Origin of the sequence: Pyxidicoccus trucidator, assembly GCF_010894435.1 — a bacterium.
In the GTDB taxonomy this organism is placed as follows: Bacteria; Myxococcota; Myxococcia; order Myxococcales; family Myxococcaceae; genus Myxococcus; species Myxococcus trucidator.
The window spans coordinates 239,979-255,955 of the sequence record NZ_JAAIXZ010000018.1; the positions used below are offsets into that span (position 1 = coordinate 239,979).

Consider the following 15,977-nt stretch of genomic DNA (forward strand, 5'->3'; position numbering starts at 1 on the left):
CTCGCTACTCCTCCCAGGACGACGTCTGCGTCGGCTTCCCCATTGCCAACCGCAACCTCCCCGCTCTCGAGGGCCTCATCGGCTTCTTCGCCAACACCCTCGTCCTGCGCTCCCGCCTGCCCCCCTCATCCTCCTTCCTCCAGCTGCTCGCCCACGTGCGCACCGCCGCCCTCGGCGCCTATGCGCACCAGGACGTCCCCTTCGACAAGCTCGTCGAGCACATCAACCCGCAGCGTGACCTGAGCCGCTCCCCTCTCTTCCAGGCCATGTTCTCTCTTCAGAACACACCCATTGCGGAGCTGGAGCTTCCCGGGCTCGTGCTCCAGCCCATGGAGCAACCCAGTCAGACGGCCAAGTTCGAGCTGCTCCTCTCCCTCTCAGAGACCCGTGAAGGCTTCTCCGGAATCCTGGAGTACAACACCGACCTCTTCACGGCGGACACCGCATCCCGGATGGCGGAGCACTTCTGCCTGCTCCTCGCTGATGCCCTCGCCCATCCCGAGCGTCGGCTCGACCAGCTGTCTCCGCTCGTCGCGCCTTCGCCTCTCCAGCTGACCGGTCACACCCTCGACGCCACTCCCCCCGCCGGCATCGCGCCCACTCCTCACTCCTCCGCCCCGCTCTCTCCCGTGCAGCTCACGCTTGCCGGCATCTGGAAGGAGCTCCTCTCCCTTCAGCAGGTCGGCATCCACGACAACTTCTTTGCCCTCGGTGGCAATTCAATATTGTCCATTCTGGTGATTGCCCGCCTTCAGGAAGCAGGGCTGAGCCTGAGGGCTGAGCAGATCTTCCAGAAGCCAACCATCGCTGAGCTCGCGCCGCTGGTGACCGGGGCACGGAATTCGGAAGAGCAAGGCGTGGTGACCGGCGTGGTGCCGTTGACCCCCATCCAGCGATGGTTCTTCGAGACCTGCGAACAGCAGGCGCATCACTTCAACCAGGCCGTGATGCTGGAAGTCACGGAGGGCGTGGAGGGAGCAGCCCTGGAGAAGGCGATACAGAAGCTGCTGGAACATCATGATGCACTGCGGTTGCGCTTCAGCCCTGCTGGCAATGGCTGGAAGCAGGAGAGTGCTGGGGCCGGGAGCCCCTTCGAGCTGAAGCAGGTGGACGTCTCCGGGCTTGCACACGCGGAGCAGGCAGCGGTCATTTCCCAGGTGGCGGAGGAGATTCAGCAAAGCCTCGAGCTGGCCGAGGGCCAGCTGCTGAGAGCGGCGCTCTTCCACCGCGGACAAGGACGCACGGGGAGACTGCTGCTGGTCATCCACCACCTGGGGGTGGATGGAGTCTCATGGCGGACGCTGCTCGAGGATCTCGAAAAAGCCTACAGGCAGCTGAAGAACGGGGATGAGGCCGCGCTGGGCGCGAAGACAACGTCCTTCAAGACCTGGGCTGAGCGTCTGGAGCCGTACGCCAGGACGCAAGCCGTGGAAGAGCAACTCCCGTACTGGGAGATGCAAGGGAAGGAGCACCTGGGCCGGCTGCCCGTGGACAAGGAGGGGACAAGCAACACCGTGGCGTCGGAGGACCACGTCACGGTGCGGCTGGAGGAGGAGGAGACCCGGGCCCTGCTGCAGGAGGTGCCAGGGGCCTATCAAGCGAGGAGCGACGAGGTTCTCCTGGCGGCACTGGCGGCGGCGATGGAGCGCTGGACAGGGCAAGGGCGGTTGAGAGTGGACTTGGAGGGACACGGCCGGGAAGAGCTGTTCGAGGACGTGGACCTCTCAAGAACGGTGGGTTGGTTCACGGCGCTGTACCCGGTGGTGTTGGACCTTGCCGGAGCAGAGACCCCGGAGGACAGGCTGCAAGCGGTGAGCGCCCACCTGAAGCGAGTGCCCATGAAGGGGCTGGGATATGGGCTGCTGAGATACTCGGGCCGTGACGAGGTGGTGAAGAGGTTGAAAGAGCTGCCGCCAGCCGAGGTGGTGTTCAACTACCTGGGGCAGTTCGACGCTTCGGCATCGAAGCCTCCGCTGTTCAGGCCCACGAAGGAAGAGACCGGCCCGGCGCGAAGCAGGCAGGGCCTGCGCAGCCATCTCCTGGAGGTAAACGGGCTCGTCTTCAACTGGCAACTGGAGCTGACGTGGAGCTTCAGCAAGAACCTGCACGAGCGCGCGACCATCGAGAGACTCGCACAGGACTTCATGTCCGAGCTCAGGAGCTTCATCAGGCGCCGGAAGGTGGCGACCGGGAATGGACACACCCCGGCCGGCCTCCTGCCTGCGCGCCTCGAACGAATCGCCCAGCTCACCCTTCATGACCAGCAGATGCTCGGCATGGCGTTGCTCGTCGAGCTCGAAGACGGGCGCCGCTTCCAGGTGGCGCAGGGCACCTCGAACCCGACAGGCACGCCCTACGCCCAGACGACCCGGGTCGTGGTTGGGAGCCTGACCAAGATGTTCACTGCCGTTGCCGTGCTGCAGTGCATCGAGGAGGGCAGGCTGTCGCTCGAGGACACGGTGGAGGCCTGGCTGCCCTGGTCAGTGAGAGCCAAGGCCATCACCGTCCGGGACCTCCTGGCGCACACGAGCGGCCTCCCCGACTACCTGGGCCTGCTGACCGCGCGGGACGGCGCCAACAAGCCCTGGGCTCCACGCGCCCTCGTGGAGCTGGTCGAGCACGAGCCTTCCGTCCCACGAGGGCATTACTCGAACACCAACTACGTCGTGCTGGGCCTCATCGTCGAGGCGCTCACCGGTCATACCTGGGAGGAGGAAATCTCCCGGCGCATCATCCAGCCCCTGGGGCTCAGCCATACCCTCCCGTTCACCGAGGCGCCTCCCGAAGAGCTCGCAGGCGCCTGGAGGCGGAGCACGGGGGGCTGGGAAGATATCCGCCAGGTGTGGCATCCCTCGTGCGGCTGGGCCGCGGGCGGGATGAGCTCCACCACCGAGGAGCTCGTGACGTTCGGGCGAGCGCTGTTCAGCGGCGCGTTGTTCAGGAACCCGGCCTCTCTGGCGGCGATGCGCTCGTACGGCGTGCGCGGTACCCCACGCATGGCCGGCGACGTCGAGCACGAGCTGGGTCTCTGCCTCCACCTGTTCCGCGTCTCTGGACTCACCCTGGAAGGGCATCTGGGGGTCCGTCCCGGGTATACGGCGGCCCTGCTCCATGACCCTGAGACCCGAGCCATCGTCGCAGTCACGGCCAACACCCACGGGGCCTTGACCGCATTCGCCGGAGTCAAGGCCCTCGAGGCCGTACGCCGCGCTACTTCGTAGCCCTCCCCACGAAGTGCGCCAGTCCCGTCTTCACGTGGCCGCGAGCAGGGTCATCGCGGCCGGCGGCTCATACAGCTTGAAGAAGGAGATGGAGAGCGATGGGGTGAGCTCGGGGGAGAGGGCCTGGACGTCCAGGGAAGGCATGGCTCGCCGTTCGATGCGCTCCAGGGGCAGTCCTCTCGCTGAGACCTCCTCGATGAGCTGCCGGTCCGGGTACCAGTCAGCCATGGCCTGAGGGGACAGCATCCTCTCGTTGCTTTGTCCAAGTCCCGCTTCTCCTGCGATTGCGTCTGCCATCGCATGGCTGCTCATAGTGCCCGCTCGTGGGTTGAGCCATAGGGACGTTCTCCATACATGAAAACATCTATAGGGTTTACTGGTATGTACAGCCCAACTTTCAACAAGTACAACCGCACGCATACACACCAGGCCAACCCGGCCCCATCCTCTCTGGCGAAGGCTGGCGGAATGCAATTCATTGCGACCGCGATTGAGCCTGATACCGAGGAACGCTCATGGACTCCACGTACGCGTTGGACCTGTTGCTCGACTTCGCCCTGATTGCTGGCTTCGGGGTTCAGCACTCGATTGTCGCCATGGTGCGCCTCAAGACCATCATCCAGCGAGTCACCGGGCTCGACCCGATCTCCTGGCGCGGAGTGCAGTCCTTCATCAACGTCTCGTATCTGTTGATGGCGTGCATCCTCTGGCGCGAGGTCCCCATCGTCATCTGGGACCTGCAGGGGGTCTGGTACTGGGTCGCCGGGGTGACGCTCGTGGCCTCGTGGGCGTGGTACTTCCAGATTCACCTCTTCGAGTACGACTGCGGCCTGGCGTTTGGCTCGTCGGCCATGCTCGCCCGGCTGCACAACGCGAAACCACCGCCCATGGAGATGTGGAAGGTGGGCACGCGCCGCTGGCTGCGCTTCCCCGTACACACCGCCTTCTTCCCGATGTTCTTCGCGTTCCCCCGGATGACGGCGAGCATGTTGCTGCTGGCCATCGTCGCGAACGTGGCCAACATCATCGGCACCATCCTCTACGACCGGCGGCTCGAGTTCCTGGTCAAGGACGTCTACCGGCAGTACCAGCAGGTCACCGGCCTGCTGCTACCGCCGCTGCTGCGTGCTCCGGCTGGCGCCAGGCACATGCACTTCCCTTCTCCGTGGCACTGGTCGCACGTAGGCCACAACGTCCCGGGCCTGCTGCTGGGCCTGCTCGTGGGCACCCTCTTCTGGAAGCACCTCGGCCCGACCGGGCTCGTCACGGAGGAGCTCCTCCGCTCGTGGTCCAGCGCGTTCCTGGTCGCCGCGCTCGGAGGTGTCCTGCTGGGCGTCACGCATGCGCTGCGCAGCTCCGCGCTGGAGCTCTCGTACCAGCGGCTGCTCACGATGCTATCGACCAACACCGCCTTGATGAGCGCGGTGTCGCTGCTCACGTGGACCGCCCTCTGCTTCGTCACGCAGCGTCGGGTGCCGCTCCTGTACCTCTTCTTTCCCATGTGGATGACCATGCTGTGGCTGGGTCACGTCGTGGCCTCCACCGTCTTCTTCGGGCTGAGACCCTCTCTCGTCGCAGGGCAGGCCAGCGTCCCCCCGCCCGTGGCCGACGCGAAGACCTCCCACTGAGCCGTCCACCTCCGCCAGCTCCGGAGAAACGACATGCCAGCCTTTTCCACGCTCGTCCGTCCGTTCAACGTCAAAGCCACGGTCCTCCAGCTCAAGCGCGGCTATCACGGCGCGTGCTGGGCGCCTCCGGCCAGACTGGAGCCGGCACACAAGCAAGCCATCTACGACGCGCTCCGCGAGGTCTCGACACTCGCGTTCGGCGCGGACATGACGCTCTACTGGCGCGACCGGGCTGCCGGCGGATACCTGGACAAGCTCACCCGCTTCTATTTCATCCACAGCGAGGATGACCGCGTCGTCGGGTGGACCGGCTACCACCGGCTGAAGCTGGCCGGGCGGACGTGCCTGTACCTGGACTCGACGGGCGTGCTCCCCGAGCTCCAGAACACCGGCATCATGACGAGGCTGTTCGGGCACTTCCTGCTCGGGGAGCTGCTGCGCGCAGGCCCTCAGGGCCTCTACGTCTCCATGCGTACGGAGAACCCCGTCGTCTACCAGGCCTTCTACAAGGTGGCCGGTGAGCGAAACATCTTCCCCAGTCTCTCGGTCCCCGTCCCGGACAAGGTCCAGGAGATGGGCCGCCAGCTCGCCGCATGGCTCGGACAGAGCGACAAGTTCGACGCGCCGTCGCTGCGGGTGAAGGGGGCGTACGACAACCTCGATGCGCTCTACGGTGAGCTGCCCACCTGCGACGACGACGGCATCAACCGCTACTTCCGCCAACACCTGCGTCCCGTGGACGCCTTCCTCGTGCTGGCGAGGCTGTCCAACCCGGGCACCCTGCTGTCGCTCGCAGCGAGGCGGTTGGGCACCGCACTGCGAAAGAGCCGCACGCGCCGCGGGCCGGCGCTGGAGGACACCGCCGCCTGAAGCCGGTCAAGGGAAGCGCCCCACCACCCTGGAAGAACCACCATGCCCCCTGAAAACATCGAGCGCAGCTTCTGGGCGACGGACGGGTGTAGAAACATCCCTGAGGTCGGGCTGAACCTCTCCGCGCTGAAGGAGTACATCCCCCGCGGCTGGCATCACCTGGTTCAGCTGACCCGGCTTGCCGATACGCTCCGCTCACTGCAGCGCAACGACGGCTCGATGACGGCCCCGGACATCGCGCGGCAGCTGCTCAACCAGTCCGCGCTGGCCCTGGAGGCGGCAGCCGAGACGTGCCCCGAAGAAGAGATTGCCGGACTCCTGCGCCTTCGTGCCCAGGGGCTGCGGTGCAATGACACACGCGAGGCGGCGACGGCGCTGGCTCGCGCGACGAATGATCGGCTGGTGGTGCTCTGCGGCCCGCTCGTCACCTGGCCCGGAAAGAGCAGTGCCTATCTCCACTCCACCTGCATTGCCGTAGAGGACACACGGCTCACCCAGCAGGTACGCGCGCTCGAGGAGGAGCTGGAGCCGCTCCGGCACTACTACGAGAGGCTGCTCGGGCTGAAGGGGCTCGGGCTTTCGGAGATTCCCACCTACACCGTCAGCGAGCTGGTGCTGTGCGGTGGCGAGGCCAACGGGTTCCCCAAACACTTCACGTACTTCCTTCCCGAGGACGAGGGACACCGGAAGCTCAAGCCGCGCAAGACGCTGCTGTTCCGCAACATCTATCTGGAGCGGGTCCGCTGCCTGAGCCTGCCCCTGCTCCGGAAGCTCTGCCCGGGCCTGCGGGTGGCCGACGAGGACGTCAGCAACCCCCTGGTGGCGCTCACCTGGTTCCGCGGGCACGACGTGGGGCACTACTGGCGTCACCCCGCCGCGGCATTCGGCAAGCTGCGGGAGCTCGGGGTGGCCCGCTCGTACGCGCTCCAGGAGGCGCTGAGCGACGTCCTCGGCTACCTGGCGCTTCACGGGCCCTGGCGTCAACCCGCCAGAGACGATGCGTCCATGGGCTTCTACCTCGCGGAGATGCTCCGCTTCCTCGGCCGCGGGTACCAAGGCATCCACCCGGACTTCGAGGCCTCGCATCTCGTCCTCTCCTACCTGGTGAAGAAGAGGTTCGCATCCCTGGATTCGGAGCGCGGCGAGCTCCAGCTCGACAGCGGGCACTTCCAGGAGGGCGTGACGGAAGTGGCCGAGCGGCTCATGCGTGCCGTGCTTGGCGGAGACGTGGACGAGGCGCGCTTCCTGCTCGCGGAGTACGGGCTGGCGGAGGATCCGCGCCAGAGCCACCTGGACCCGCTCATCCGGCGAGCCGCGAGCATTGGCAATGACATCCGCTACACCTACGAGGGCTGACATGCCGGACAGCGACAATCTCCAGGGCCGGCGTGTGGTGCTCACGGGCGGCGCCAGTGGAATCGGAAGGGTGACGGCCGAGGCGTTCGTCCACGCGGGATGCCGGGTGGTGCTCATCGACCGCGACGAACCGGCCCTCCGGAGGGCCGTGGCCGAGCTGGGGTCCGCCGCGATTGGCATCGCCGCGGACGTGTCGGATCCAGTCTCGATTCATGACGCCTTCGTGGACGTGGACCGGGCAGTGGGCGGGGTGGACGTGTTGATCGCCAATGCCGGCATCAGCGTGCGGCGCAGCTTCCTGGAGATCTCTCCCGAGGAGTGGCGGCGGGTCATCACCACCAATCTGGATGGGGTCTTCTTCTGTGCGCGAGAGGCCGCCACGCGGATGGTGGCGGGAGAGGGAGGCGTCCTGCTCCTGATGGGCTCCACCAACGGGCTCGTGGGGTACCCCTATTATGCTTCGTACAACGCGTCGAAGGCGGGCGTCATCGAGCTGGCGCGCTCACTCGCCATCGAGCTGGCCCCGAAGGTGCGGGTGAACGCCATCTGCCCTGGCTACGTGATGACGCCCATGCAGGAGCGCGAGTACACACCCGCCATGCTGGCGAAGGTGAACGAGAAGCTCCCCCTGCGACGCCACGCACGCCCCGAGGAGATCGCCCAGCTCTTCCTCTTCCTGGCCTCGGACCGAGCCCGGTACATCCATGGCCAGGCGCTCGTCATCGATGGCGGCGAGCTGGCGGGCGGTCTCGCGAGCGCGGGTGTGGCCGGCTGACAGCGAGCGTGCGCTTCCCGAGGCCCCCGAGCGTGGGCGTGACGTCTGGGGCCGGAGCCAGGTGAAGCAACCCCTCCGCGGACTCTCCATGCCCCGCCCCACCACTCCGACTGAATCAAATAAACTCTACGGTACAGGACCCATCATGATTCACGACGAAAAGACAAACATCGGACTCCTGCCCTCCACGGCTTCAGGTGGCCGGGAGTTCATCCAGCAGCTCAAGCAGGAGGTGGGAGAACACCGGGCCATCCATCACCCGTACCTGCAGGCGCTCGCGAGCGGCCGGCTCCCCGACCCCGTAGGCGCGCTGCGGGACTACGCGCACCAGTACTTCGCCTACAGCACGAACTTCCAACGGTACTTGACGGCCACCATCTCGCAGCTGGACGACCCGGAGCATCGGCGCGTGCTGCTGGCCAACCTCCTGGAGGAGGCCCACGGGGTGAGTCCCGACGAGGCTGAGTTGATGCGCAGCCACGGCATCGAGTTGGAGTGGGTCGAGAACGTCCCCCACCCGGTGCTCTACCGGCGTTACCTCGAAGCGCTGAACATGGACGAGGCGTGGCTGCGCGACCACCCTTTCTGCGACGAGGCCGTTCAGTGGAGCCAGCTCTTCCTCCTGTGCTGCGGTTCTCAGGGGGCCTCCACCTCGGTGGGCGCCATGGGGATTGGCACCGAGCTGATTGTCCGCCGGGTGTACACGCCGATTCTCGAGGCCATCCAGACGTACATGGACGTCTCACCGCGGGACCGCGTGTTCTTCGATCTGCACCAGAAGATCGACGACGACCACGGCGAGGTGCTGCTGCGCATCGCGGAGGAGCTGGCGGAAGAGCCCGAGCAACGGCCACTGCTGCGCACCGGCGCGCTGATGGCGCTCAATCTCCGCGCGGCCTTCTACGACAGCATGTTGTGGCGTGCGCAGGCGATGCCACGGGTTTCCCGCCCCCGGTCCGACAAGTCCCCTGGAGGTAGAGCCACCGGTGGTTCATCGAGCTTCGTGGACACCACCCGCAACCAGGACTCGCTGGAGCCTCGCCCCGTGGAAGTCGAGCCCGGTGAGCTCATCCACCGGCAGGTGGGGCGCGGCGGCGCGGCGGAGGAGTTCAGTCGCTCACGAGGACACCCGGTGTACGAGGTGTCGTTGCCCTCCCGCTCGATGAGCTTCAGCATCGGGGAGCTGGCGCCTTGCCAGGCAACCTCAAACCACCGCCATGCCTATGAAACACTCATCTACGTCCTGCAAGGCTCCGGCTGGTCCGTCATCGAGGGACGACGCGTGGAGTGGCGCACGGGGGATGCGCTCTACGTCCCACCCTGGAACTGGCATCAGCACTTCGCTGGCGACGAGAAGTCCGTCTATCTCTCCGGCACCAACCTGCCCTTGCTGAACCAACTGGGGCAGACGGTGGTGCGACAAGAGCAGCCCCAGGGCAATCATTGACGAGCCGGCTGGCTCGATCCGACTGGTAGGTCCATGGGTCTCATCAAAGGTTCGCTCCTGCTCGACACGAAACAATTCGTGAATGAGAGGTTTGGTCCGGACGTCTGGCGCATGCAGGTGGCAGGACTCAGGGCAGTCGAACGGGCAGCCGTGCTTCGGCCGGTATCCGCTTGCTGGTATGAGTTGAGCGTCTTCCGGCGCCTGCTCCACGCCGTGTGCGAGTACAGCAGAAGCAAGAGTTGCGTCGTCATGGAAGAGCTCGGCCGCTTCACGGCGGAGCGGGAGATGTCCGGCCCCCGGCGGTGGTTGCCTCACCTGGCACGGCCCTGCTTCGTGGTGCAGAACCTGAACCTCTGCTGGCGCCGGATGTTCGACGTGGGGCAGTGGACGTCCCAGCAGGAACAGGGGACGCTGGCGTTGAAGCTCGCGGGATGGGAGGGAGATCCGCCTCTCTGTGAGTGGAGCACAGGGTACGTTCGCCGTGCGCTCGCTCTTCTTGGCTGGCAGGTGGAGCACTTCGCGCACACGGCCGGGCCGGCCTGTAACGAGACGACCTGCGCCTTCAACGCCGTCGTGCAATTAGGGTCCGATGCCGTCCGCGTGCGCAAGCTCACCTCCCAGGCCGAGCTCCTCCACATGGCGCGCCTGCTCGCTCAATACTCCCGGGCGGAGGAGCTGGCACGCCTCATCGTGGAGCTGATCCGCGTCCAGTTGGACTGCGCTGACGCTCAGCTCTGGGTGAGGGAGGAGGAAGGGGAAGAGATGCGGCTGCTCTGCACCTCCGGCGAGTGGAGACGGGGGAGCCATCGGAGCTGCCTGCTGCTCGAAACGCGAGGGCTCACGGTGGGGCGCATCGAGGTGCGTCATGTACAGGCGCAGCTCGATGAGGCGGCGGCCCATCTGCTCGATGATTTGTTGCCCTTCATGGCGAGCAGCCTGGCGAATGCACTCGGCTCACGGGCCTCGATACCGGGCGCACCGCGGAACGACGACGAGGCCTTCGGCCAACGGCTGCTGTCCGCCAGGCACTTGTGGGCACTCACCTCGCGTCAAGCCGACGTTCTGTCGCTGGCCGTCCAGGGTAGAACGAACAAGGAGATTGCCCTGGAGCTCGGCTGCCAGAAGAGCACCGTCGAGCTGCATATGTCACACATACTCCGAAAGTGTAGGGCGGACAATCGAAGCATGCTCACGTCCAGCTTCTGGTCGCTGCGCTGAGCATGGAAAGCGAGATGAACCTCCTGGGACTGGCATTGAGGTGTACGTCTCCAGCTGGGCGCATCAACAGGGCTCTCAGTCCAGGTTCTTGTCGGCAAGGAACCTCGATAAGAAGACGACGCTCCTCCCACAGCTCCAGGTGCTCCTCGTGGTTGCGCGCCTGAAGAGCTTCAGAGCGGCGGCGCGCGAGCGCGGCGTCTCTCCGGGAAATGTTCCACACCGGTGTTGGCGGTCATCGCGGAGCGCGGAAATCTGGTCATCGGAAGCAGCCCGGCCCCGCCCCCGTCAGCGTCCCTCACCTCCCGCTCTGCTCCCGCCCGCTATGCCCAAGAGGGCTCCTGTCCTTCCTATGCTCAAAACCCGTAACGAGGATTGGCTCAAAGGGACGCTCGCGGCGACGTGACAACAGTTCCAAGCCCTGGAGCGCGCCCGGCTGGGAATCGGCCGCCCACGAGCTGAAGCCTGCCCCTTGCCTCAATCCATGCCCTTGGGGAATTCACCCTCCGATCCGGCCGATTTGTCGAACTCGGCGGGTATGACGAGGCGCTGAACCTCCCCCGCTTGAGGAAGCGCGGTCCTCGCTATTCATCGAAGCCATTCGTCCGCAAGCGCTCGTCCCCATCACCTGTCCGCCCTATTCTATGGGATCAGCGAGCAATAAACGGATTGCCATATAGTGACATCGCGAGTGACCGGCTGAGGTCGGTGCTGGTAGCGGTCGCCACTGCATCGTTCCCCGCACGGCATGCGTCGATTACTTGGCAACCTGCGTTCCATGTCTTCAGGAAGGCGTCGAGCCATGGCCGCGCCATGGTGAACGGAATAGGCCACGATGGCGCAATGACCGCGTCCAGTCCCTTGTCGAGGAGACGATGGGCGATGCCAACCAAGCCGCCGCTTTCGGGGTGCTGATCCAGGCGACCGCCGGAGCAGACTAAGAGCACCGCGATACGGCTCCCCCGCAGCGCGTCGATGAGCTGACGCAGGTCGGTCGGCTGGTGCTGGTCGTCGCTCAGTCCCCGGAAATACCTATTGTGCTCCGCGAGGCCCCCGTGCGCGCCAACGATCGCCAGATCTGCCGACGCGAGCGCGACGGGCGTCGCCGATTGGGTGTGGAGGTCGATCTTCGCGGAGTCGAGCACCTCTTCCAGTTCCCCGGCCATCAGGCTGAGCGTATCCATGTACGAGCCGCCGGCCGCGACCGGAATCCATGCCGCCGCGCTGCCGTCGCCCTTGCGCGCCGCCGCGATCGACGCCTTCAGCCACGAGAGTGAAGGCACCGTCACGAGTGACCTGGAAAGGCCCGCGAGCTCGCTGCCGACGGTGAGCACATTCGGCGGCACCAGGGATAGATCACCCGAGAGCACAATGGCCCGCTCGGGCATGTCCGGCAGGCCCACCCCCCTAGTCGCGTCCCGGAAGGCATCTGGCGGCAGCTTGGGATTGGAGTAGCCGTAAGGATACGTTCGGCTCCAATCGACAAGCAGCTTCGAATCGAAGGTATCGGTCGTCACGGCCACCGGCGGCTGGACGCCTTCGGCGGTTACCGTCATCATCATCAGGCCTGTCCCGTCGAGAGCCATGCCGACGACCGCCGCCCCGAGGCGGGCGATTTCGGTCGCCACAGCGAGCGGCGCCTTCACGTCGGCCAAAATGCGCTCGGCAGCCCTCACCTCCGCACCGGCACCATGAACGCCGACGCCCTGCGCACCGAGAAGCTCCAGCGAATAGGCGAAGCCTTCCGAATCCCCGGCATTGGTCGATGCGCGCGCGAGTCTGCTCGCCATCGTCCGCGCGAGCCGGAGATCGTAGCTGACATCGTCGTTGTACCGCGCGGACTCGATCGGTCCGGCGACGGATGCGACCAGCGCCGCGTCGGGCAGCCGTCCGGCCGCAGCCACTAGGACCCGGTGAGGATCGGCAAGACGCCCGGTCAACCGGTTGAGCATCTCGCGCGCGGCGGCAGGCACCTCGGTTCCGTCCCCCTCCGCTTGGTCGATGAGCTGGCGGAGCATCACCGCGCCCGGCAGCGCTTCGTCGCCCGAAACAAGGACCGCCTCGGCGTTCTTCGATGCCGCCGCGAGCAACTGCGCGGTCGTCCACGCGTCCTCTCTCCTGGTCTGATGTCGACGCAACTGGGCATGAAGCTCAAGGATGTCAAGCCGCGAGCCGTAAACCTCGCCGTTCAAGACCTTGGCCAGCGACTTGCGCAGACGCTCCACAATCCGAATGGACTCCTCGGCCATGCCGACGTCGCGCAGGATTCGCAGAAGAACGCCCTGCTCGTCCCAGGCTTCGCGCCAAGTTCCGTCGGACGGCAGTTCGAAGGCCGCAATCAGCGCGAGCAGCGCTTCGCGCAACCTGCCAACCCTTGCGTAGATGTCAGCGAAAGCGGCGAGCGCGCGCCGCCGGCGCGCTGGACGGTCGCCGGCGACGACCAAAATCTGCTCAGCAAGATCGCGCGCCAACTGTGGGCGCCCGCCGAAGAGCATCTTCACCGCTGCAACACGCGCGACGGGCAGGTCGCCGTCCGGATCCGCCGCCGAAGGTGCGACCGCGAGCGCGACAGTGACGAAGCTCTTCATCAGCTGCTCCTCGTCTGGATCGTTCGGATCGGGAGCGTGGTAGTTGACCATGCGGAGGATTCCGTGCAGCACCGCGTCCGAATCCTCGCCAAGGACGTCCGAGGGGATGGCGTCGCGGCCCGTCACGATGACGCCGTTGCCCTTCTTGTCGAGCCAGTTCAGCACGCGCTCCATGATGACCGGGAGCTGCTCAATGTCGTCGAGTCGGTTGCCCTCTGCACCGTCACCCATCTCGATTTCCGGCAGCCTATCGGCGCGCCCGAGCGCGTGCATTACCATCACCGCGATACCGCCGATGCCGACGTGGTCGGCATCCAGCAGGTCGGCTACGCTTGTCCTTGCGAAACCGGCGGCCGGGTTCTCGGCAATGTAGGCTGCGGCAACATCGATGAGCCGGGAAGTCGCCTCGAGCCAAACAGTGCCCCTGCCCGACGCCAGCGACCGGCCCAGCAGACCGCGCGCGAAAACGAACCACTGCTCGTCCCACGCCACATCGCCCGAGAATAGCATCTCGACCGCCTCGGCGCGCCTCCCGGAGCGCTCAAGCGACAGCATGAGCTCGCGCTGAATGTCGGCCTTCCAGTCGGGCATCTTGCCCGCCAATTCGCGCCCGAGCTTCACCGGCTCGTCGAAGCCCGGTCCGGCGATTGCGTCCGCGAGCAGACGGAAAACGTCGCCGACCGTGCGCTCCCCCCTGTCGGGCGAACCGCCAAGCAGGTTCGCCGCCTTGGCATAGTCCCCCTCGCGCGCAGCCGCGCGCCCATCCACTGACCTAAGCAGGTGCGAATGCGGATAGAGGTTGCGCAATTGCTCGCGCACGGTCTGGATGAGCGCCTGTCGGCGCGTGTCCAATGCGATCTGCAAAGCGTTCTCAAGGTCGTTCGCCGCCACCAGTTCGGGCAGAGCGCGCTCGACGAGGTCCTGCGCAAAGTCGTCGCGGTCGACGTCCGCCGCAATCTTCGCAATCCCCAGCAACTCCTCGTTCTTCAACGTGGCGATGAACTCGGCAGACGCATCCAAGGTGCGGCTAACCTCATCGCGAATGCCCGCGCGCTCGAGCACGACAAGCCGCAGGATCCACTTGCGGCGATCGGACAGTTCGTCGTCGCTCTCGATGAGCGAGACCGCGCTGCCGATGTCACCGGCGGTCGCAGCGTCGTAGGCAGCGCTCATTTTGGCGAGCATCTCCTCAAGCGTCAGTTCGTCGATTTTCGACGCACCGCAAAGGCGGACGTCGCCCGCCGACTTCAGCAACTCAAGGTTCGACTCGCGCAAAGGAAAATACTGGCCGATGTCCAAGATGATGTAACTACCCGATGCGCGCGCCCTCGCCTCCGCCATCAGCATCACCGAGTGGAGATGCATGCACCAGTCGTCCTCGGGTAGACGCGGCCCCTCATTGGGCGGGACCACGTCCAGCGACTGGTAATGCGACGCCTCGCCGACGATCACCGCCTGTCGGTCCTTCGCCCTGCCAAGAAGCGCATCAAGCGACGCAAACGTGAAGTCGGCCGCCTGCTCCACTTCCACCTTCGCGATTGTCTTCTCGACGAAGTGTGCAGTCCTTGCATCGTCCGGCTCAAACCGGCGGTAGGCTCGCCGAACGCCTTCATGAACGTCGTCGAGCATCCTCTGGCGAGAGCGCGCTCCAGACGGCGGTAGGATGAGCCTGATGGAATCGGCGCGGGGCGTTCCGTCCCTTTCCCCCATCATGGAGATGTATCCGGCGATTTCGCCGAGCCGCAAGATCCTGTCGCGGCGTCCGAACGCGAAGACATCGGCGTTTCGCCACTCGAAGCAGCGCATGACGAACGTCAGCAGTTCCTGCTCGTCCAGCTTCACCGTCGCCTTCTCGGCCATCTCGTACGAAGCCTCCTTTACTGTTCGTCTTATTCTGTGAAGCGGTGCCCCGGGTCAAGCACCTGCGTTTGCTCGTCCTTGTTTGCTTGCGGCAACACTCCCTCAAGCAGGGGCGGAGCCGGGGCTGGAGGAGGAGAGCCCCGCCTTTGCCGCGACGGTGGAGGAGCCGAGGAAGGAGCGCACACCCCGTTTGGACTGGGCCGGGCTGCTGCGCAGGACGTTCGCCCTGGATGTGTTCGCGTGCTTGAGGTGTGGAGGCAGGCTTAGAACCTATTTCGGTAGGGAAGAAGGTCGGCCTCCTGCCGGGTTGAAGAGGCAGGAGGACGCGGCCATGGGGTAGTGAAGAAGGACGATGGCTGGCGGGTGCCAGACGAGCTGTGGCGACGCATCGAACCGCTGCTGCCGGCCCGGCCGGAGCACCCGCTGGGCTGCCACAACCCACGAGTGCCCGACCGACAGGCTCTGGATGGGATTCTCCTGGTGCTGCGCACGGGGATGCAGTGGGGCGCGTTGAAGGCCACGGGCCTATGCCATCCGTCCTCCGCCTATCGACGCTTCCGGGAGTGGCTGGCCGCGGGCGTCTTCCGCGAGTTCTGGCGCCAAGGGTTGATGGCCTACGACGGCCTGGCGCGGATTGATTGGCGGTGGCTCGCGTTGGATGGCACCCAGGGCAAAGCGCCGCTGGGCGGGGGAAAAAACCGGCCCCAACCCTACGGACAGAGCGAAGCGGGGCACCAAGGGCCCGCTCAGAAATTACCTGGCCATGAGAGACGTTCCCATGCCCGGAAAATCGGCCTCCAGGGGCGAAAATCGGACAAGTAATTTCTGAGCGGGCCCCAAGCGGAGCTTGCTGACAGACTCGCGCGGCGTCCCCCTCGGCCTCGTGGTCGCGGTGAGCGTCAAGGAAGATGTCGGGTGAGTCGGGTCAGCGCGTCTTCGTCCGTGCGTGCTGAATGGGCGTGGTGTTCGCGGAGGGGTTGAGGCGCACGGGCCCCGCGGGCGTCCAGTTGCGCGTGG

Annotated in this window: 9 protein-coding genes and 1 pseudogene; 8 read left to right on the top strand and 2 right to left on the bottom strand. The window is 65.8% G+C overall.

The genetic code is table 11. The features are described 5' to 3' along the window. Positions 1–3,221 (top strand): condensation domain-containing protein (locus G4D85_RS37960; RefSeq protein WP_164018996.1); only part of this gene is annotated, 3,221 nt, incomplete at its 5' end. Between the two features lie 30 nt (positions 3,222–3,251). Here G4D85_RS37960 and G4D85_RS49930 read toward each other — a convergent pair. After that, positions 3,252–3,467, bottom strand: coding sequence for a hypothetical protein (locus G4D85_RS49930; protein ID WP_240359739.1), 216 nt, complete (start codon positions 3,465–3,467; stop codon positions 3,252–3,254). Positions 3,468–3,736: 269 nt separating this feature from the next. On the opposite strand from G4D85_RS49930, the gene G4D85_RS37970 reads away from it, so the two are divergent. From G4D85_RS37970 to G4D85_RS37995, 6 genes are all read left to right on the top strand, one after another. After that, positions 3,737–4,849 carry a hypothetical protein gene (locus tag G4D85_RS37970; protein WP_164018997.1) on the top strand — a complete coding sequence of 371 codons (1,113 nt, stop codon included), beginning with the start codon at positions 3,737–3,739 and terminating at the stop codon, positions 4,847–4,849. Between the two features lie 33 nt (positions 4,850–4,882). Further along, on the top strand, positions 4,883–5,719 hold the full coding sequence (locus tag G4D85_RS37975) for a GNAT family N-acetyltransferase (RefSeq protein WP_240359740.1): 837 nt from the start codon (positions 4,883–4,885) through the stop codon (positions 5,717–5,719). A gap of 42 nt (positions 5,720–5,761) precedes the next feature. Beyond that, entirely contained in the window at positions 5,762–7,075 is a 1,314-nt protein-coding gene (locus G4D85_RS37980) for a hypothetical protein (RefSeq protein ID WP_240359741.1), read from the top strand. A 1-nt stretch (position 7,076) separates the two neighbouring features. Then, a complete protein-coding gene (locus G4D85_RS37985; protein WP_164018998.1) occupies positions 7,077–7,850 on the top strand; it encodes an SDR family NAD(P)-dependent oxidoreductase in 774 nt (257 codons plus the stop codon). 145 nt (positions 7,851–7,995) lie between these two features. Beyond that, positions 7,996–9,297: an iron-containing redox enzyme family protein gene (locus tag G4D85_RS37990; protein ID WP_164018999.1), complete on the top strand. Its 1,302-nt coding sequence runs from the start codon at positions 7,996–7,998 to the stop codon at positions 9,295–9,297. A gap of 33 nt (positions 9,298–9,330) precedes the next feature. Continuing rightward, the gene (locus G4D85_RS37995) at positions 9,331–10,515 is read left to right on the top strand and encodes a helix-turn-helix transcriptional regulator (RefSeq protein WP_164019000.1); all 1,185 of its coding nucleotides are present in this window, start codon (positions 9,331–9,333) and stop codon (positions 10,513–10,515) included. A gap of 647 nt (positions 10,516–11,162) precedes the next feature. Here the strand turns inward: G4D85_RS37995 and G4D85_RS38000 are convergent. Then, positions 11,163–14,960, bottom strand: a complete 3,798-nt coding sequence (locus G4D85_RS38000; protein ID WP_164019001.1) for a hypothetical protein — start codon at positions 14,958–14,960, stop codon at positions 11,163–11,165. 363 nt (positions 14,961–15,323) lie between these two features. Between G4D85_RS38000 and G4D85_RS38005 the strand changes: the two are divergent. Beyond that, positions 15,324–15,696 (top strand): annotated as a pseudogene (locus G4D85_RS38005) (transposase); the annotation flags it as partial. Between the last annotated feature and the right edge of the window lie 281 nt (positions 15,697–15,977).